The sequence below is a fragment of the Mesorhizobium sp. M0778 genome (assembly GCF_040320105.1).
Lineage (GTDB): Bacteria > Pseudomonadota > Alphaproteobacteria > Rhizobiales > Rhizobiaceae > Mesorhizobium.
The window spans coordinates 1-18,820 of record NZ_JAMYPA010000017.1 but is presented as its reverse complement, the minus strand read 5'-3'; the positions used below and the strand labels follow the sequence as shown (position 1 = coordinate 18,820).

At 61.1% G+C, this 18,820-nt stretch carries 15 protein-coding genes; 7 read left to right on the top strand and 8 right to left on the bottom strand.

What is annotated here, in order from left to right; genetic code table 11:
* Positions 1-2 precede the first annotated feature (2 nt).
* The 3 genes from NKI22_RS21880 (at position 3) to NKI22_RS21870 (ending at position 4,071) form a co-directional block, all read left to right on the top strand.
* On the top strand, positions 3-1,367 hold the full coding sequence (locus NKI22_RS21880) for a M16 family metallopeptidase (RefSeq protein ID WP_023717133.1): 1,365 nt from the start codon (positions 3-5) through the stop codon (positions 1,365-1,367).
* Between the two features lie 286 nt (positions 1,368-1,653).
* Complete coding sequence (locus NKI22_RS21875; protein WP_036244232.1) at positions 1,654-2,898, top strand: M16 family metallopeptidase; 1,245 nt, start codon at positions 1,654-1,656, stop codon at positions 2,896-2,898.
* Positions 2,899-3,177: 279 nt separating this feature from the next.
* Positions 3,178-4,071: a patatin-like phospholipase family protein gene (locus NKI22_RS21870; protein WP_023717135.1), complete on the top strand. Its 894-nt coding sequence runs from the start codon at positions 3,178-3,180 to the stop codon at positions 4,069-4,071.
* A gap of 89 nt (positions 4,072-4,160) precedes the next feature.
* On the opposite strand, the gene NKI22_RS21865 is transcribed toward NKI22_RS21870, so the two are convergent.
* Positions 4,161-5,057: an MBL fold metallo-hydrolase gene (locus tag NKI22_RS21865; protein WP_031193462.1), complete on the bottom strand. Its 897-nt coding sequence runs from the start codon at positions 5,055-5,057 to the stop codon at positions 4,161-4,163.
* A 139-nt stretch (positions 5,058-5,196) separates the two neighbouring features.
* Between NKI22_RS21865 and NKI22_RS21860 the strand changes: the two genes are divergently transcribed.
* Positions 5,197-6,102 carry a LysR family transcriptional regulator gene (locus NKI22_RS21860; RefSeq protein WP_352814914.1) on the top strand — a complete coding sequence of 302 codons (906 nt, stop codon included), beginning with the start codon at positions 5,197-5,199 and terminating at the stop codon, positions 6,100-6,102.
* Between the two features lie 316 nt (positions 6,103-6,418).
* Here the strand turns inward: NKI22_RS21860 and NKI22_RS21855 are convergent, their stop codons facing one another.
* From NKI22_RS21855 to NKI22_RS21825, 7 genes are all read right to left on the bottom strand, one after another.
* Complete coding sequence (locus NKI22_RS21855; protein WP_352814915.1) at positions 6,419-6,961, bottom strand: dihydrofolate reductase family protein; 543 nt, start codon at positions 6,959-6,961, stop codon at positions 6,419-6,421.
* Positions 6,962-7,171: 210 nt separating this feature from the next.
* Positions 7,172-8,902, bottom strand: a complete 1,731-nt coding sequence (locus NKI22_RS21850; protein ID WP_352814937.1) for an adenylate/guanylate cyclase domain-containing protein — start codon at positions 8,900-8,902, stop codon at positions 7,172-7,174.
* Between the two features lie 229 nt (positions 8,903-9,131).
* Positions 9,132-9,392, bottom strand: a complete 261-nt coding sequence (locus NKI22_RS21845; RefSeq protein ID WP_352937555.1) for a hypothetical protein — start codon at positions 9,390-9,392, stop codon at positions 9,132-9,134.
* 218 nt (positions 9,393-9,610) lie between these two features.
* Complete coding sequence (locus NKI22_RS21840; protein WP_352937557.1) at positions 9,611-10,693, bottom strand: DNA-binding transcriptional response regulator; 1,083 nt, start codon at positions 10,691-10,693, stop codon at positions 9,611-9,613.
* 1 nt (position 10,694) lies between these two features.
* Entirely contained in the window at positions 10,695-12,893 is a 2,199-nt protein-coding gene (locus NKI22_RS21835) for a sensor histidine kinase (protein ID WP_352937559.1), read from the bottom strand.
* Between the two features lie 57 nt (positions 12,894-12,950).
* Positions 12,951-13,625 (bottom strand): hypothetical protein, encoded by a 675-nt coding sequence (locus NKI22_RS21830; protein ID WP_352937561.1) that lies wholly within the window; start codon positions 13,623-13,625, stop codon positions 12,951-12,953.
* Positions 13,626-13,772: 147 nt separating this feature from the next.
* A complete protein-coding gene (locus NKI22_RS21825) occupies positions 13,773-15,383 on the bottom strand; it encodes a DNA cytosine methyltransferase (RefSeq protein ID WP_352937563.1) in 1,611 nt (536 codons plus the stop codon).
* Positions 15,384-15,463: 80 nt separating this feature from the next.
* Here NKI22_RS21825 and NKI22_RS21820 point away from each other — a divergent pair, with 80 nt between their 5' ends.
* From NKI22_RS21820 to NKI22_RS21810, 3 genes are all read left to right on the top strand, one after another.
* Positions 15,464-15,922 carry a very short patch repair endonuclease gene (locus NKI22_RS21820; protein WP_352937565.1) on the top strand — a complete coding sequence of 153 codons (459 nt, stop codon included), beginning with the start codon at positions 15,464-15,466 and terminating at the stop codon, positions 15,920-15,922.
* 177 nt (positions 15,923-16,099) lie between these two features.
* On the top strand, positions 16,100-17,155 hold the full coding sequence (locus tag NKI22_RS21815) for a LacI family DNA-binding transcriptional regulator (RefSeq protein WP_352937567.1): 1,056 nt from the start codon (positions 16,100-16,102) through the stop codon (positions 17,153-17,155).
* An 83-nt stretch (positions 17,156-17,238) separates the two neighbouring features.
* Positions 17,239-18,492, top strand: a complete 1,254-nt coding sequence (locus NKI22_RS21810) for an ABC transporter substrate-binding protein (RefSeq protein WP_352937569.1) — start codon at positions 17,239-17,241, stop codon at positions 18,490-18,492.
* Positions 18,493-18,820 lie beyond the last annotated feature (328 nt).

The window sequence follows — 18,820 nt, the reverse complement described above, 5'->3', positions numbered from 1 at the left end:
CTATGACATTTCAGGCTGAATGGCTGCGCGGAACGCTCTTGGGACTGGCCCTGGTGATGGCCGAGCCGGCTCTGGCGGACAACAATCCCGACGACGGCGCAGTGACGGATTTCTTGCTCGACAACGGCATGGAGGTCGTCGTCATCCCCGACCACCGCGCCCCGATCGTCACCCATATGGTCTGGTACAAGATCGGCAGCGCCGACGAGCCGCCGGGCAAATCCGGCATTGCCCATTTCTTCGAGCATTTGATGTTCAAGGCGACCAGCAACCATGCGGCCGGCGAGCTCGATCGCGCCGTCGCCGCCATCGGCGGCTCGGACAACGCCTTCACCTCCTACGACTACACCGCTTTTCATGAGACAGTGGTGCCGCAGGCGCTCGGTGAGATGATGGGCTTCGAGGCCGACCGCATGCGCAATCTCATCCTCAACGACGATGTCATCAAGACCGAGCGCGACGTCATCCTCGAGGAGCGCCGCTCGCGCATCGACTCCAATCCGCAGGCGGTGCTCGACGAGGAGATCGACGCCACGCTGTGGCAGAACCAGCCCTACCGCATCCCGGTCATCGGCTGGATGCAGGAGATGGAGAAGCTGAACCGCACCGACGCGATGGCCTTCTACAACAAATATTATACGCCCAATAACGCCGTGCTGGTGGTGGCCGGCGATGTTGAGCCGGAAACGGTCAAGACGCTGGCCGAAAAGACCTATGGCAAGATCGCGCGCGGCCCGGATCTGCCGCCGCGCATCCGCCCGATCGAGCCCGAGCAGAACACCAGGCGCACGGTGACGCTGACCGACGGGCGCGTCAGCGTGCCGAGCTTTACGACGCAGTGGGTGGTTCCGTCCTATCACACGGCAAAGCCCGGCGAAGCCGAAGCGCTCGACGTGCTGTCCGAAATCCTCGGCGGCGGCAACCGCAGCCGGCTCTACCAGGAGCTTGTCGTCAGGCAAGGGATAGCCGCCGCGGCCGGCGCCTTCTTCCAAGGCACCATGCTCGACGACAGCAATTTCACCGTCTATGGCGCGCCGCGCGGCGATGCCAAGCTTGCAGACGTCGAGGCCGCGGTAGACGTCGAGATCGCCCGCATCGCGAAAGACGGCGTCACCAGCGATGAGCTGGAAAAATCCAAGGACCGTTTCGTCCGCTCGATGATCTTTGCCCGCGACAAGCAGGAGGACATGGCCAACATCTACGGCTCGACGCTCGCCACCGGCGGCAACGTCCAGGACGTCCAGCAATGGCCCGACCGCATCCGCAAGGTCACCGCCGACCAGGTCAAGGCGGTCGCTGCCCGCTATCTCAATCTCGACCACGCAACGACCGGCTATCTTCTGCCGCAAACCCAGGCTGGGAATTGATTTGATGATGAACCAGCACGGTCCCGCTCTGCCTTCTCCCCCGGGCTCCTCCCCTTCTCCCCTTGTGGGAGAAGGTGGCCGAGCAAAGCTCGGTCGGATGAGGGGTGTTCCAGCTTGGCACCAACGGCACTCCGTCCAACACCCCTCAACCGTCTCGGCGCTTCGCGCCGATCCACCTTCTCCCACAAGGGGAGAAGGGAAGCACGCGCGCTCCGGCCCTCTTCTAGCGACCCTCATCCTCTCCCTCGTCTTCCTCATCCTGCCGGCGCTTTCGGCTCGTGCTGCCATGAACATCCAGGAGGTGACCTCGTCGAAGGGCATCACCGCCTGGCTGGTGGAGGATTATTCGGTGCCGATCGTCGCCATCCGCTTCGTCTTCGATGGCGGCGCGACGCAGGATCCGCCCGGTAAGGAAGGGCTTGCCAACCTGATGAGCGGTCTGTTCGACGAAGGCGCCGGCGACCTCGACAGCGAGGCCTTCCAGGTCAAGCTTGACGATGTCGGCGCCGAGATGAGCTTCGATGCGCAGCGCGACGGAATCTACGGCTCGATGCGCATGCTGGCCGAGCAGCGCGACGGCGCCTTCGACCTGCTGCGCGTGGCGGTCAACCAGCCGCGCTTCGACCAGGTGCCGATCGACCGCATCCGCGCGCAAATCCTGTCCGGCATCATCGCCAACGAGCGCGATCCCGATACGCTCGCCCAGCGCAAATGGCTGGACGCGATCTACGGCAGGCATCCCTATGCGCGGCCGGACCAGGGCACCAGGCAAAGCATCGCGACGATCACGCCGTCCGATCTCAGCGCTTTCCACAAGGCGAATTTCGCCCGCGACGGTCTGCATGTCGCGGTGGTCGGCGCCATCGACGCCGAGACGCTGAAGCAGAAGCTCGACCTGGTATTCGGCAGCCTGCCGGAAAAGCAGGCGCTTACGCCCGTTCCCGACATCGACCTGAAACTTGGCCAGCAGCTCGAGGTCGTTTACGACCAGCCGCAGGCCTCGCTGCAACTCGCCTATCCCGGCGTGAAGCGGAACGCGCCGGATTTCTTCGCCGCGGTGCTGATGAACGAGATCCTCGGTGGCGGCACTTTCACCTCGCGGCTGTTCGACGAGGTGCGCGAGAAGCGCGGCCTGGCCTATAGCGTCAGCTCCGACCTCGTCGACCACCAGCATTCCGAGGCGCTTTCCATCACCACCTCGACCCGCGCCGACAGGGCGGCCGAGACGCTGGCCGTGGTGCGCGACGTGGTCAAGCGCATGGCCGAGGAGGGGCCGACCGAAGCCGAGCTGGCGGCGACCAAGAAATACATGATCGGCGCCTATGCCATCAACAATCTGAATTCCTCCGGCGCGATCGCCGCAACGCTGGTCGAGATCCAGCTCGGCAAGCTCGGCATCGACTACATGCAGCGCCGCGCCGCGCTGATAAACGCGGTGACGCTGGACCAGGTCAAGGCAGCGGCGAAAAAGCTGCTCTCCGCCGAGCCGGCCGTCATGGTGGTCGGGCCGAAGCTGGGAAGCAAGGGATGAGCCGTTGCCCGCGTTTTCCAGGCGCTGGCGCCGCCCCGGTCGGCTCCCCCTTCTCCCCTTGTGGGAGAAGGTGTCGCCGAAGGCGACGGATGAGGGGTGTTCCAGCTTGGCATCGGCGGCACTCCGTCCAACACCCCTCATCCGTCTCGGCGCTACGCGCCGATCCACCTTCTCCCACAAGGGGAGAAGGAAAGACGCGCTACGGCCACAAACCGCCGGCAATCCGGATGACGGGGCATTTGCCCAATTTCGATAGCACCGCCGCATCGAGTGTCAGAAATGGGGGCTAGCAAAGGCTCCGCGGTCGGCCCTAGCTTCGGCATCGCCTTTGGCGGCGGCGGCGCGCGTGGGCTGGCGCATATCCACGTCATCGAGGTGCTGGACGAACTGGGCATAAGGCCGGCGGCAATCGCTGGCTCGTCGATCGGCGCCATCATGGGCGCCGGCATGGCCTCGGGCATGACCGGCAAGGACATTCACGACTATACGCGCTCGATCCTCGGCCGCCGCGCCGAAGTGGCGACGCGCATGTGGCGGGCGCGGCCCGGCACCTTTGCCGAAGCGTTGCAGGGCGGCTTGCGGGTCAGCCAGTTCAATGTCGAGCGCATCCTCAAGGCGTTCCTGCCCGATGCCATCCCCGAGACCTTCGCCGAACTCAAAATACCGCTGAAGGTGACGGCAACGGACTTTTATGGCCACAAGCTCGCGGTGCTCGACGAAGGCGAGCTGCATTCGGCGCTGGCCGCTTCGGCGGCGATCCCGGCGGTGTTCCGCCCGGTGATGCGCGACGGCAGGCTGCTGATCGACGGCGGCATCTACAATCCCGTGCCGTTCGATCTGATCGAGCTCGACGCCGACATCGTCATCGCCGTCGACGTGGTCGGCGCGCCGACCGAGGCCGGGCGCAAATTCCCGACCTCCGTCGACCTGATGTTCGGCGCCACGCAGCTGATGATGCAGTCGATCATCGCCAGTAAGCTGAACCAGAGCCGGCCCGACATCCTGATCCGGCCGGCGGTGTCGAAATACCGCGTGCTCGATTTCATGAAGGTCGAGGCGCTGATGGCCGAGACGGTGGCGATCAAGGACGAGCTGAAGCGCGAGATCGAAAGGGCGGTCGAGGCGCGGGCCAAGGCCGAAGCCAGCAAGCGCACCAACCGTCTCGGCGGATGACAGCCGTCAGGCGCCCGGCGTCAACGCCCGCTGGACCATGAGCGTATCCTTCGTAAGTGGTGCGGATCAGCTCGAGATTGGCGCCAATCTCAGCCCCACTTCATCTCGCCGGTGGCGACCTTGGAGCCGATGTCGAGCGCAACCCCCATGCCGAGGCCGGGGAAGCGGGCTTCCATGGCGCTCTTCAGCGCGGCAGCGTCCTTGGCCTTGGCCAGTTCTTCCTCGAAGGCGATGAGATAGGTTTTTGTGTGCTCGACGCCCGAAAGGTCGGTCGCCGCCCCAGGCGTCATGTGCCCAGGCACGACGATCGCCGGCTTGCGCGCCGCGATCTTTTCGAGGTTGGCCAGCCAGGCGGCGCGCAGTTCCCTGGTCGGGGTGTCGGCGGTCCAGACATGCACGCCGGCAAAGATCATCACCCCGCCGAACACCGCGTTCAGCGACGGCACGAACAGATAGCGCCGGTTGCCGAGGCCTTCCGCGGCGACGATCTCGATGCTCTCGCCGTCGACGCTGAGCGTCTTGCCGTCGAACGCTTCCGGGATGACGACGTCGGCCAGCGCCTGCGGGCCATTTTCCTTCAGCTGCGGCCCCCAGACGGCGAGCTTCTTTTCGACATTGCCGTTGATGGCGGCCACCGTCTCGGCTGCGGCGATCACCCGTGCCTGCGGGAACGTCTGCTTGATCCGCTTGAGGCCGAAATAATAGTCGGGGTCGGACTGGCTGACATAGATGGTGGTGAGCGTCTTGCCGGTCGCCTTGATCGCCTCGGCCACGGCCCGGCCGTCGGGGTAGGTGAAACCGGAATCGATCAGCACGGCTTCGGTGGCGCCGGAGACCAGCACCGGGGCGCGGAAGAAGCCGTTTTCGCCGGCGGGAAAATGCTTCCAGGAAAGCCCGCTGGCCGCATGGCCAAGCCCGGCGGGAGCAAAGACCGCGGCAGCGCCGGCGGCGAGGGTGGTTTTCATGATGCTTCTCCGTGTGAACATGGATGTCTCCTGGGAATGCGGAATTCGGCGGCCTCGATGCCGCAAGATGGCAAAAACGGAATGCATATTGAAGGCCGACAAAATAGACGTAATGTATGCTTTCGCCTGACAATGGGGCTGCATCTGCCATGAGCCACGCATGAACCTGAACCGGCTGGCCTATTTCGCGGCGGTGGTCGACGCCGGCTCGTTCACGCGGGCCGCCGAGCGGCTGGGCATCACCAAGGCGGTCGTCAGCCAACAGGTGGCGCGGCTGGAGCGCGATGTCGGAACGACGCCGCTGATCCGCACGACGCGCCGCGTCCATCCGACCGAGGCCGGCCGGACATTCCATGCCCGCTGCCTGCAGGTTCTGCAGCAGGCCGAGGATGCCTTCGACGAGCTCGCGCAGGCCGCCGCCGAGCCGACCGGCACGCTGCGCATCGCGGCGTCCAACGACTACGGCACGTCGGCGGTGGTGCCGGTGGTCGCCGCCTTCAGCGCGCGCTATCCCGCCTGCCGGGTGGAGCTGACGCTGGGCGACGAGACGATCGACCTGGTTTCCGGCCACATCGACGTGGCCATCCGCGTCGGCTGGCTGGCCGATTCCAGCCTGCAGGCGCGGCGCATCGGCACCTTCCAACAATTCATGGTGTGCGGCGCCGGGTTTGAAGGCCGGTTCACGGCCGGGGAACCGCAAGACCTTGCCGGGCTGCCCTTCATCGCCAACATGGCGCTGCGCGAACCGCTGCTATGGCAATTTTCGCGCGGCGACAACGAGCAGCAGGGCGTGCGCATGCAGGCAACGATCGCCATTGACGCGACGCCGGCAGTGCTGGCGGCCGTCCGCGCCGGCGCCGGCCTGTCGGTGCTGCCGGACTTTCTGGTGCGGGACGAGCTGGCCGCCGGGCGGCTGGTGCAGGTCCTGCCCGAGTGGCGGCTGCCCTCCGGCGGCATCTACACAGTCTACCCCGCCGCCCGCTTCCGCCCGCCCAAGGTGACGAGGTTTGTCGAGATGCTGATTGCGGCCGAGCAGAAGCTGGAGGCAGGCGGGCGGGGGCGCTGATGGGCGAAGCAGCGATCTCCCCCCAACGGCAGGGCTATCGCATAGGGGGCCCCCCTCATCCGGCCGCTTCGCGGCCACCTTCTCCCCGCTGGGGAGAAGAGGCTGGCGTTAACGCCGGCGACCTCCTCTCCCCTCGGGGAGAGGTCGGATTGCCCCGAATTGCCCTTCGCAATTCGGTTGGCAATCCGGGTGAGGGGGCACTTGCCCCTATGCGATTGCTACAGTTGAAACGAAGGCCGGCGTTCTTTCGCGCCCCCCTCTGCCCTGCCGGGCATCTCCCCCTCAAGGGGACCCTCAGGGGGGAGATTGGCTGTCATCACGGCTTCTCCAGCCCCGCCGCATACTCCAGCGCCACCACGCCGTTGCTGAATTGCCTGGCAAACACCAGCTCGAGCGGCAATTGCGCGCCGGGCGGGAACAGCAGCTTGCCCTGGCCGACAGCACCGGGGTAGCTGAGCAGCCGGATGCGGTCGACAAGGCCGTGGCGCAGCAGTTCCTGCGCGACGCTGAGGCTGCCATGCACATAGATGTTGCCGCCGCTGCCTTGCTTCAGCCCTCTGACCGCGTCCGGCAACGCGCCAGTCAGCAGCTCGGCCGGCTGCCAGTCCAGCGCCGTCAAACTGGTCGACGCGACATATTTCGGCAGCGCATTGAACCGGTCGGCGAAATCTCCGGTCTCCTTGGGCCACGAGCCGGCAAAGATCTGATAAGTCGTGCGCCCCAAAAGCATGGCGCCGCTGTCGGCAAGCTCGTCGTCCTTGAATTTTTGCATTTCATCGTTCCAGGCCACGCTCGGCAGCTTTTCAACCTCGGCAATGCCATCGACGCTGATGAATTCGGTGATGATGAGTTTTCTCATGGCGGGTTCCCTTCTGTTGGGGCGGCCGTGCGGGCCTTATGCGAACTGCGCCGTCAACTAGCGCCGCGCTTTGTCAGAGGGAGGGGCTTTCCCCATTCGCTTCCAAAGACCGACACCGTGGGAAAAGCGTCTCCGACCTGCCCGTCGTTCGGTCATGCCACAAGGTCCGCGTCGGGCCCCTATCGGGTCTGGTTAGTAGTTACGGGCTGCCTACAAGTTGGCAATACCGGCTTTCAGCAGTCCTTCGCGGACGTGCTGCACGTCAGACTCCTGGGCAAAGTGCAGGGTGGCGATAAATGGATCGAGGTCGAATTGGGGATCGAGCGTTCTGATCTTGCCCAGATGCGCCGCAGCCGCGATTTCGTCACCGAGCCAGCCGTAGCAGGCAGCGGCGAAAGCGTGCTGAACCGAGTCCATGGTTGACAGATGCATGAAAGCTTCGATCGCCTCGCCATACTGGCGCGCGGCGAAATGCGCCTTTCCCAGATGGCTCCAGAATCTCTCCGGGTGGTGCGGGTTCAACTGCATTGCCTTGCGGATCCATTCGATTCCCTCTTCCGGCCTCCCCAGCCATGTCAATAACTCGCCTTGCTGCACCACCACGAGGTCGTAATTGGGATTGAGGGCCAGCGCCCGCTCTTGATGGTAGCGCGCTGTGGTCAGCTCATTGTTGTTCACGTTCACTGCCGCGAGGATGCGGTGGACATCGGCATCGTTGTTGTCCAGCGCCAGCGCCCTGTCCAGCGCTGCCATAACGTTGTTCCAGACGGCATCCCTGTCTTCGCACCAGTTATGGACCCAGGCCTGGCCAAGAATGCAGGCCCGCCAGGCATGGGCATGGGCATAATCGGGGTCGAGGGTGACGGCCCTTTCTATCAAGGTTTGCGCGCGTTCATTATCCGCAATCGTGCTTCGGTGATGCAGCACCTTGGCAGCAAGCACACATTCATACGCGGCCATGTTTGCAGGTTTCGCGCGCGCGAGCTGGTCCCGCTGAGCCGCCTCGACACGACCGGGCAGCGTGGCTGCGATCGCCGCGGTCACCTCATCCTGAATCGCGAATATGTCGACCAGCTTCCGGTCATATTTGTCTGCCCAGATATGTGCGTCATTCGCCGTGTCGATGAGCTGAACCGTCACGCGCACCCTGTCGCCGATCTTGCGGACGCTTCCCTCCACCAAATATTGGACGTCGAGTTTTTCGGCCACCTCGCGCACATTCACGGCGCGGTTCTTGTAGACGAAGGCGGAATTGCGCGAGATGACGAACAACTCATGGTGGCGGGACAGTTCGGTGATGATGTCCTCGGTCAGCCCGTCCGCGAAAAATTCCTGCTCGGGGTCGCCGCTCATGTTGCTGAATGGCAGCACCACTATCGAAGGTTTCGAGATGGATCGCTTTGCCTCGACTTGTGGCAGGACAGGACTATCAAACCCAACGCGATAGAGGCGAACCGGGCGGCTGATGTTCTTTAACGTCTTCTCGCCCAGGTCCTCCATGGCAATTTCGAGACGGTCGGCAATTTGGGTCGCCACCGCTGCGGTCACGCAGATACCGCCGACGTCGGCGAGCTGCTCGATGCGCGAGGCAATATTGACGCCGTCGCCGAAAATATCATCATCGTCGAAAATGATGTCGCCGAGATTTATGCCGATCCTGAATTCGATACGCCGTTCTTGCGGCACATCCGAATTGCGCCGTTTCATGCGCTGTTGGATTTCCACGGCGCATTTCACGGCATCGGTCACGCTCTGGAACTCAACGAGCATGCCGTCACCGGTGGTCTTGATGATCCGGCCCTTGTTCTTCGCGATGGCCGGATCGACCAGTTCTATGCGATGGGTCCGAAGGCGTGCGAGCGTGCCGGATTCGTCGGCCTCCATTAGCCGACTGTAGCCCGCCATATCGGCAGCCAGAATTGCGGCTAGTCTCTGTTCCATCGCTTGAACCAAAAACCAAGCCTATCCTTCCTGGGTTGCCAAATCCAGCAATTTGGGCTTGTGGCTGAATCAAGAAGTCTTTCTACCGCAGCAGCAAGAAAGGGCGGATCAGAACCTTCCGCCTTCCGCCAGGTGGCTGCGAACTCGATCGCATCAATGGCGGAGGCGCGGCGTCAAGCGCGTCGAGGCGACATATTTCGGCAGCGCGTTGTCGCCGCTGTCGGCAAGCTCATCGTCCTTGAATGTTCTGCATCTCATCGTTCCAGGTCACGCCCGGCAGCTTCTCGACCTCGGCAATGCCATCGACGCTGATGAATTCGCTGACGATGAGTTTTCGCGTGGCGGGTTCCTTTCTGGCGGAGGACGGATGGCAATGGCCTTTTGCGACAGCTTGATGAAAAATAGCGCGGCGCTTTGTTGTTTTTAGCTGACGTCGGACACATGCGTCGACCTCCGTCGACCTGACCCCCGCCGACGCCATCATCGCCACGAGCCAGCGCACCGGCCATGACGGCGTCTGGTGGAACCAGGTCGATCTGCGCGCGTGAAGAGCTTTGTGCCTGGGTTGAGGCGGTGAGGGGGCTGCCGGCGGCTCAACCGCGTTTGGAGGATTCCTAGTGGGGGAAGCCGCGGGGCCGCCCGTATACATCCCTCCAGTATGTCAACAAAGAACAAACCTCTGATTTACCGAGTCTTGGCCAACTTGCCTTAGCCAAAATGATTAATGTCCAAGTTGGGTTGACCTGTCCGGCTGACGTAGGAACCAAATCGCTGGGTCAGATTGCTCAGGAAGGGGGATGCTACCGATGCTACCCGACTTGAAAGGCTTTTCTGAAGGTCCGCCATCAGAACTGTCCGAAGGTTCTTAAATTGCACCATTAAAGGCTTGCCGTCCTCCAGCGGAGGAAGGAAATGTTGGGAGGGCTCGAATTGGTTGACAAGCTTGCCGAAATATTTTTCGGCGCCCTCCCTTTTGGTTTTGCTGGCACCTGGCTTTAATGCGTCAGCATGCTGTTTCCAGGCTTCGAGCAGGATTTCGGTTTCGCAGTGGGCGAGCAAAACGGTCTCAGCCTTCTGTGTGACCATGTCGCATTGAGGCGTCAAGACAACCCACAACCCATCCTCCAACTTGAACAGATCGCCCGTGTGTGGTCGCGACTCCTGAAGGGCGGGCTGAACATAGTTCTCGAAGGGATGCCACTTCACGTTCTCCTCGGAATCGATGCCGAGGATATCTGCTATTTGACTAGCGTATTGTCGCGAGACGATGCCAACTAGCTGCTTAGTGTCTATGCCTGCCAAGGCTTCATACAACTTCCACCTCGGCCATACGCGTCCGTAGAACACAGCAGCACCCTGCGCCTGTATGGTCCTTCGTGTGCCATTGAGCACTTCAATCATTCGCGAAAGTTCGGCAAACCAACCGATAGCCCTCTCATAGACATCCGCATCTCCCTTGTTGAAGACTGCCAGCATTTCATGCCCTTCAGCTTTTCGATCGAAATCTGCAGGATGTCCGCTTATGATCGCCGCCGGAATGCCGTATTGAAAGACGCATAGATCCGCTAGGCGGCTTCCAGAGAGTTTGTGTTCGCCACCCTTCAAGCGCAGATCGAAAAGCGCAGCATCAAGACGAAGTCGGTCAAGCTGTTGAAGTCCCTCTTCGTACGTACTCTCGACCGTCAGCTCAAAAGGCACCTCCGGGTGTGCTTCGTTCCAATCGTTGATGGCATCTTGGAACAGCGACAGCTGCGCCTTGTCGTCCTCAACGAACAATAAGCGAATTGACATTTTATCCCCCCAAGCATGGAAACCGTATTTCGAAACGAGTGCCCTTCGAAAAATGCATGTGATAGAGCAGAGATGCATTCGACCTGGAGAGCGCTTCCTTAGCGATGTTCAGGCCAAGACCCGTGCCTCCGTCCTTAAGCGTGAAGCCGACGTCGAATATCTGCTCGGCGAACTCGTCCGGAACTCCTGGACCGTTGTCGTCGACGTAGATGATCGCTTCGCTACCTTGCCAGCGGAATCGTATGTCGACCCGAGGGCTCTGCGTCTTGGACTGCTCCAGCCAATGGATAGAGTTGCCAATTAGATTTACCAAAGCGGTTTTCAGATCGTCCTTGTACCCGAATAGCCGCTTGGGGGTACCCTCCTGCTGGACGTGCATGTCAATGTTGTGGCTGTCGAAGATTCCGAGCACCTCGTGAACGGTGTCGACCCCATAAAAGTCTTCCGGTGGGCCCCTACGCACTCCCGAAAGTGGGCGAAGATTCTCAAAGAGTTGTCGTATTTTCTCTCCATTGTCTCGAACCAAGGCGAGCTTTTCTGGAAATTCCCTGCGGGTTTCCTCAGTGTATTTGCCGTTGTCGAAGAGGAATTGATATCGCGTCTGAAGCCTTTTGCCGGTGTTTGCAAGGAAGGTGGCACTCGGGGCACCCTCGTGAAGGATTTCCCCGATTATCTGCCCGAGCGACGATTGGGCCTCCAGGACTCTCTGGCGCTCTTCGAGGGCTTCAATCCTATCGGCCAGGAGAGCAGACTGCTTAGCAATGAGACCTTGAGCTGAAACTCTCTTCTCGGGGGAAATATCAGGTATGAGGTCCTGGAGAGGTCCGAGTTCGGAAATTTTTTTGACGTCCTCGAAAGTGGTCCGCTTTCGCCTTGCTATTCCTGCATCTTCACGGAATTTCTGCCGTCGCGGTTCTACGCGTTCTGCCAACAGGTCTGTGATGATTCGGTGAAGCCGGCGGAATGACGCATTCTGTTCAAAGCCCTCTCGGCTGCTCCGTTCCACCAAGCCAGAGGCGTCTTGGTCCTGAACCGTAACGTATCCAGCGATTTGGTTGTGACCAATTCGTAGGCTTGGATTCTGAACTCGACGCTTGTCCAGCGTTAGCCAGTCGTTTTCAGGATCGCCATAGGGGCGGATTCTGAATCCGTCCCTGTAGATTGCGATCCCGGCAACGCTGTCAAGAATCTGACGGGCTTCGGCGGCATTCATATCCCCCAGCCCAGCCTTTCTGACGGCCTCCCGAACAACCGTTGCTTCCCGATCGAACAGGAATAGTTGAACAGTGACTATGCCACAGGCCTGCTCCTCATCCCGCAGTGGAAGGACAAGATTGATTGACTGGGGTGCTTGCCCTGCACGACGAATCTGCATTGTGCCGTGGAAGCGCCCCTCCACATCGAAATGGCCTGAGACCTCGTAGTCGCTACTTGTTAGGATTGGGAACGGCTGGACCTCGAATGCCTTCTTGGGATCCAGAGTGTCATTCGCGCTGTCTGGGTCATACGTCGTCCCAAGTACATTCCAGCAGTCGAAACCCGCTGATTTCTTCGTGCACGCCGACAGGTCGAGATAGATGGAGAATTTGTCTTGGTCGTTCTGCTGAAGCGGGGAGATCAGCCGTCGAAGCTCAAGATACAATCGAGAGAGTTTCGTCTCTGTCCAATCTTCTGAAAGTTCGCTGATCTCAATGGTCGTACCCGTGGGCAGTGTCGTTTCTTGAGTCAGGTAGTCGATCGAGACGTCCGACAGATACGTGTCACCATCGAAGACGCCCCAGTTCAATTCAGGAATCAAAACCTCAGCGCGCGATCCGCTTCGGTCGCTAACGGAGTTAAGTGCCATCCGGCTGCCGAGCTTGGCCGCAGCGAATCGCCCGATGCCTTTGGAGCCCATCATGTGACGCCTTCGTATCGGCGACAGCCGCGTTCCTGATTTGGCAGCTGTGGCTGGCTCCATCCATTTGTCTTGAATGTCAGACAACGTCATTCCGTGGCCATTATCAACAACAGCTATTCTGCCCTTGCCGACTTGAAGAGGTGGGACAAATTTGATCGATACGAACGACGCATCCGCGTCGTATGCATTCTTGACCAGTTCTATGACGGCTGCTTCGGGTCCGCTGATAAGCTGGTCGCCGATGGTGCGGATGATCCTGGCGCGCGGCCTAAATTGAAGTTTCTTCTCGGCACTTGGCATTATTTTCTTTTCCAGCGATTTAGAATCGGGCTTTCAGTGGGCCAATAGATGCTTCAATCAATGAACCAGCGTCCGGGTGACTGCTTCGACCGCATCGACAATAGCAGGGACTAATCCAAACACCTTTATGACGACCACCGGCGCTGCGGCCACAAGCGCTGCGTCGGTGAATTTTGTAAATCGCTCTCCCGCCCATGTGGCGAGGGCGGTTGCAAAGCGGACGAGGCGAGATTTGCTTTGCTCGACGCTCGTCTTATCTGGGCTTCTTGTTTTCAGTTCTCTCTGAATCGTGTCGATGTCGGATAGTGCCTGCCGAAAATGCTTCCGCCCGATCTCCTCTGGTGCAGCTGTGTCCGGAGGATTGTTGTGCCCTATCCATGACAGCTCCTGCTCAAGGTCGGCGATGCGATCGCGCAAGATTTTGAGTGCAGTCAGCGCATCCTGCCGTTCTTCGTCCAGCGAACGAACTTCTGGGTTGAGCAAACGCCCGAAATCCAGATTCTCCAGTAGCATCGCGCGTATGCGTGGCCGAACGCCGCTGCCTACGCTCTCGGCGGCCGAGAAGTCGATCAGCGCGGGAGCTCCGAATTCTCGCACAACCGCAGAGATGTTACGCATGCGGTAGCGGATTGCCGCATCATTCCGTAGCGCAAGCGGACCGCGCAGCAGCGCCTGCGCGATCGGCTCCGACTTTTGATCCATTCCCTGGATCTGCAGGCGCAGGAGCAGCACGTATGCGTCGACCGATCGACGAAGCTCTTCCTCACTCCAACGTGCATTTGCGCTTGTGGACGAATCCCCTCGGCGTCTCGCTTTGGTCATGCGTGGAGGCGGCATAGCCTATCCCTTGAGTCCCGGCCGAGACTGGCAATGTGGTACTCAGGCAACATCGCGTAGTCTCGCGCGGGCCGGTTCTGCGTCATCGCGCATGTGCCGCGCGTTGAGGATCGACCACAGTGCCTCTCCGATCCAGCGCGCGAGCAACGGCGGGACGGCATTGCCGACTTGGACATACTGCTGAGTCCGGTTTCCCTTAAAAAGATAGTTGTCGGGGAACGTCTGAAGGCGTGCGGCCTCGCGGACCGACAGGCTGCGGCACTGCATCGGATCTGGGTGGATGAAATAGTGACCGTCCTTCGAAATGTGGCTCGTAACGGTGGTGGAGGGGCCGCTCGCGATCTGAACCCGGAAGCGGTCGGCGAATTTTCCTGTCGACCAGTTCTGATGCTGGGGGGCGAGTTCCCCGGGAAAGTCGGATGCCTTGGGTGATCGACCCGTGACCTCAGCGAATGCAGCGGCAAAAAAATAGCGCGCGAGATCGCTTATCATATGGCCGCGCGTCACATGATTTGGCAGCGTCTTGAGCCGTTGGTCGATCAGCCAATTGCGTAGGTCGGCGGGGCAGTCCCGGGCGATGCCTGTTCCTCTAGTCTCTCGCTCTGGCACGTCGCTCAGGTTCTCGAACGCGGCGAGATGCCTTGCAGCGCGCGTCGTGAATGTGAGGTGCTCAGCATCGGGCAGGTTCGTTTCAACATCGGCCACGAAGGACATTGCGCTAGTGATGACGCGCTTCCATTCCTTCCCGGTATCTAACCCTCGGCTGAGCCCGCTCCGTAGCTTCGGCATACCATCAAGAACATGGCCGACCGTTGCTTTAAGAGCGTGACGGACCATTACGTCAGCAAGCGCGGTGTCAGGCAGATCGGCTGCGACATCGGCTCGCAGTCCGACAACAATAACCCGATGACGCGCCTGCGGCACGCCGAAGTCCTCGGCGCGGATCACGAAATCGGCGGCTGTTGGCTGAAACCTTCCGAAGTTGAGCTGCCTTCGACGGCGAGGAGTCAACGCGATGAGTCGGTAGCGCTCGTGCCCACTCTCTGCACCCCGAAGGTCCTTCAGCACTTGGTCAAATATTAGATTTTCTCCGTCAACCGACGAAGATAGCATGCCCTTGACATTCTCCATCACGAAGGCTGCAGGACGAAGACGCTCCAGAATTCTGATGTACTCTTGGTAGAGGAAGTGCTTATCATCCTTACTGGCTACGTATCCTTGGATGCCGGAATTCCGTGCTCGCCCAACAAGCGAATAGGCTTGGCAAGGTGGGCCGCCGATCAGAATGGAGTTGCCGCCGCTTTCCTCTCGAATGGCATCGATACGGCCGTTCAATCGCTCAGCAGGATTCTCCTTTCCGAGTTCGAACTGCCAAGCCTCCAATTCGGCAGCCGCCCACTGCTCGGGGTAAAGCTCAGACCAATTGGGCTCTGTGGCCCCTTCATTGATATGATTGTAATAGGCATCCGGAAACTTGCCATCGAACTGGCGTAGAAAGGCTCGCAATCTCAGTGTGGAATGGGCAGCAGAATCTTTTTCGACAGAGAGGGCGATATGGAATGCCCGTTTCCCGTCAGCATTGCGGACGCTCGAAAATCCCTCAGCCAGTCCGCCTGGACCGGCAAAAATATCTACGATCGAATATACTGGCAAGAATCACGCCTTCTGGAACCCGCCTGATAAACCCCATCACAGAATAACGAGTTGTTGCAAGAAATACAGGCCTCCATACTGTGGTTGATGTAGTCCGCACAGAAATAAGATCGCGCATGATGGCTGGGATCAAGGCCGGCAACACGAAGCCTGAAATCCGGCTGCGAAAGGCGCTGCATAGTGCCGGTCTTCGCTATCGTTTGCACGTTGCAGGGCTGTCGGGCAAACCCGATATCGTACTTCCATCAAGGCGCGCCACCATCTTTGTACATGGCTGCTTCTGGCATCGTCATGCCGGCTGTCACTGGTGCACAACGCCTGCCGACAACGCGGAGTTTTGGGCGAACAAGTTCGTCCGAAACATTGAGCGCGACAGGGAGGTGATCGAGATGCTCGCCAATTCGGGTTGGCGTACCGGCATTGTTTGGGAGTGCGGGCTTCGGGCGTCCTATATCTCCGCCACCATCGAGGCTGTACGCGACTGGATAGCATCGGATCGATCAAATTTTGAAAGCGGGGTAGTTCGGCCAAAGGGATAGGATCTCAAGCTCACTTCTGCCGTCGTCCCCTCTTGCCATACCCGAATTCTCATCCTAATCTCCCCCTGAGAAAACCTTTTCCCAAACCACCTCGCATACCGCTGATCTCACCATTCAGCACCCCGCAGGGCCATAAGAGAAAAGCTTTTCCCACCTGGGAGGATCGATATCCAAATCATGGCGTCCGACGTCCAGCCAACGCCCGCCAAGCAGCCGGTCACCCTGCGTGAGGTGGCGGCCATTGCCGGCGTCAGTGTCGCCACTGCCTCAAAAGCGCTGAACGGGCAGGGGCGGATGACGGCCGAGACGCGGACCCGCATTCGCGAGACGGCGCAGCGGCTTGGCTTTCGCCCGAACAGCCTGGCGCAGAGCCTGTTGCGGCGGCGCTCCTTTACCGTCGGGCTGTTGACCAACGATACCTATGGCCGCTTCTCGCTGCCGCTGATGGCCGGCGTTTCCGATGCGCTGGTCGATGCCGGCGTCTCGGTGTTTTTGTGCAATGTCGAGGACGACCCGCGCCTTGCCCAGCTGCATGTCGATGCCATGCTCGACAAGCGCGTCGACGGCATCATTGCCACCGGCAAGCGCATCGACCGCCATCTGCCGGTCGACCTCGCCAATCTCGGCATTCCGGCGATCTATGCCTTCACCGAGCCCGATCCAAACGCCATCGCTTTCGTGTCCGACGATGCCGGCGGGGCGCGGCTGGCGGTCGAGCATTTTTGCCGGCTCGGGCGGCGGCGGATCGCCCATGTCAGCGGTCCCGGGAGCTTTGCCGTGGTGCATGCGCGGGCCGAGGCCTATCGCGCGGTGCTGGCCGAGAACGGGCTGCCGGTCATGGAGCCGCTGCTCGGCCCGTGGTCGGAGGCCTGGGGCCACGAGGCAGTGGCAAAATTGTTCGACGGCGAGGGGTTCGATGGCACGCGCGAAAAGCCCGACGCGGTGTTTTGCGGCAACGACCAGATCGCGCGCGGCGTCATCGACGCTTTGCGCGAGCGCGGTATCGGCGTGCCGGACGAGGTCGGCGTCATCGGCTTCGACAATTGGCAGATCGTCGCCGAGGCGACCCGCCCGCCGCTGACCTCGGTCGACATGAATCTCGCAGCACTTGGCCGCGAGGCCGGCCTTGCCCTGCTTTCGCTCGTCGGCGGCGAACCCGCTCTGCCGGGCATCAGAAAACTGCCGTGCCGGCTGGTGGTGCGTCAGTCATGCGGCCGTCCGCCGGACGGCTGAATGAAACGGGCCGTGTCGATAGTCACCCGCTTGGGGGCGCGGCTAAATTAAGACGCTAAATTAAAACCATGTGGAGGAGAAGCATGAGAACCACCATTACCGGGCTCGCCATCGCGGCGAGCATTTTCGGCACGCTGGCGACAGCCGGCTCGGCCGCCGCCGATACCGCCAACATCTGGGTTCGCGCCGACGGCTCGAACTTCATGCCGCGCATCGTCGATGCCTTCAACAAGGGGCATCAGAACCAGATCAAGCTCGACATCATCCCCAACGCCGAAATCATCCCGAAATACGGCGCTGCCGCCGCCGGCGGCACGGCGCCCGATGCGCTGTCGCTCGACCTGATCTACACGCCGTCCTTCGCCGCCGCCGGCCAGCTCGAAGACATCACCGACTGGGCGAAGTCGCTGCCTTATTTCGCCAGCCTGTCGCCGGCGCATGTCAAAACCGGCACCTATAAGGGCCGCATCTACGGGCTGCCGTTCTCGGCAGACTCTTCAGTGCTGATCTGGAACAAGAAGCTGTTCAAGCAGGCCGGCCTCGATCCGGAAAAAGGCCCGACCAACTGGGCCGAGATCGAAGCCGACGCCGAAAAGGTCAATGCGCTCGGCGGCGACATCAAGGGCTTCTACTTCTCCGGCAATTGCGGCGGCTGCAACATCTTCACCTTCACGCCGCTGATCTGGGCCTCGGGCGGCGATATCCTCACCGAGGACGGCTCCAAGGCGACGCTGGACACGCCGCAGATGCGCGGCGCCATCGACCTCTACCGTTCGATGGTCAAGAAGGACCTGGTGCCTTCAGGCGCGCAGACCGACACCGGCTCCAACTTCTTTGCCGCCTTTGCCACCGGCAATATCGGCATCTCGCCGTCCGGCGCCTTCGCCATCGGCGCGCTCAACACGCAATATCCCGATATCGACTACGGCATCACCTTCCTGCCCGGCAAGGACGGCGGCTGGTCGTCGTTTGCCGGCGGCGACAATTTCGTCGTCACCAAGGGCACCACCAAGGTCGCGGTGGTGAAGGAGTTCCTCGACTTCGCCTATTCGCTCGAGGGCCAGACCATCCTGGCGAAGTACGGCAGCCTGCCGGTGCGCGGCGACATCGCCAATGAGGCGTTGAAAGACCTCGATCCGCGCTACAAGGTCGCCGCCGAAGCGATGGCCAAGGGCCGCACGCCCTATTCGGTGGTGTTCAACGATCTGATCAACTCGGCCAACGGTCCGTGGAACCAGATGATGAACGAGGTCTTCTTCGGCGAAGACGTCGACGGCGCCATCGCCAACGCGCAGGAGACCATGCAGTCGATCATCGATTCGGCGCCGCAGAAGTAGCGCCGGCTCCACCTCCCCCTCGAGGGGAGGTCGGACCGCAGGTCCGGGTGGGGTCATCGCGGCAGTGCTCGACATTTCTGTCGGCGCACTTCGCAGACGACCCCACCCCCGGCCTTCGGCCGGACCCTCCCCTCAAGGGGGAGGGGGACGCAGCGCTAACAGCAGGGCTATCGCGTTGAGAAAAGACCCCCTCATCCGGCCGCTTCGCGGCCACCTTCTCCCCGCTGGGGAGAAGAGGCTGGCGTCAACGCTGGCGACCTCCTCTCCCCTCGGGGAGAGGTCGGATTGCCCCGAATTGCCCTTCGCAATTCGGTTGGCAATCCGGGTG

Excerpts from the sequence above, each read along its gene's own strand:
- NKI22_RS21860 (WP_352814914.1), top strand. The coding sequence starts at position 5,197 with ATGAACCTGAACCGGCTGGCCTATTTCGCGGCGGTGGTCGACGCCGGC.
- NKI22_RS21880 (WP_023717133.1), top strand. The coding sequence starts at position 3 with ATGACATTTCAGGCTGAATGGCTGCGCGGAACGCTCTTGGGACTGGCC.
- NKI22_RS21810 (WP_352937569.1), top strand. The coding sequence starts at position 17,239 with ATGAGAACCACCATTACCGGGCTCGCCATCGCGGCGAGCATTTTCGGC.
- NKI22_RS21875 (WP_036244232.1), top strand. The coding sequence starts at position 1,654 with ATGAACATCCAGGAGGTGACCTCGTCGAAGGGCATCACCGCCTGGCTG.
- NKI22_RS21870 (WP_023717135.1), top strand. The coding sequence starts at position 3,178 with ATGGGGGCTAGCAAAGGCTCCGCGGTCGGCCCTAGCTTCGGCATCGCC.
- NKI22_RS21835 (WP_352937559.1), bottom strand. The coding sequence starts at position 12,893 with ATGCCAAGTGCCGAGAAGAAACTTCAATTTAGGCCGCGCGCCAGGATC.
- NKI22_RS21865 (WP_031193462.1), bottom strand. The coding sequence starts at position 5,057 with ATGTTCACACGGAGAAGCATCATGAAAACCACCCTCGCCGCCGGCGCT.
- NKI22_RS21855 (WP_352814915.1), bottom strand. The coding sequence starts at position 6,961 with ATGAGAAAACTCATCATCACCGAATTCATCAGCGTCGATGGCATTGCC.
- NKI22_RS21840 (WP_352937557.1), bottom strand. The coding sequence starts at position 10,693 with ATGTCAATTCGCTTATTGTTCGTTGAGGACGACAAGGCGCAGCTGTCG.
- NKI22_RS21815 (WP_352937567.1), top strand. The coding sequence starts at position 16,100 with ATGGCGTCCGACGTCCAGCCAACGCCCGCCAAGCAGCCGGTCACCCTG.
- NKI22_RS21850 (WP_352814937.1), bottom strand. The coding sequence starts at position 8,902 with ATGGAACAGAGACTAGCCGCAATTCTGGCTGCCGATATGGCGGGCTAC.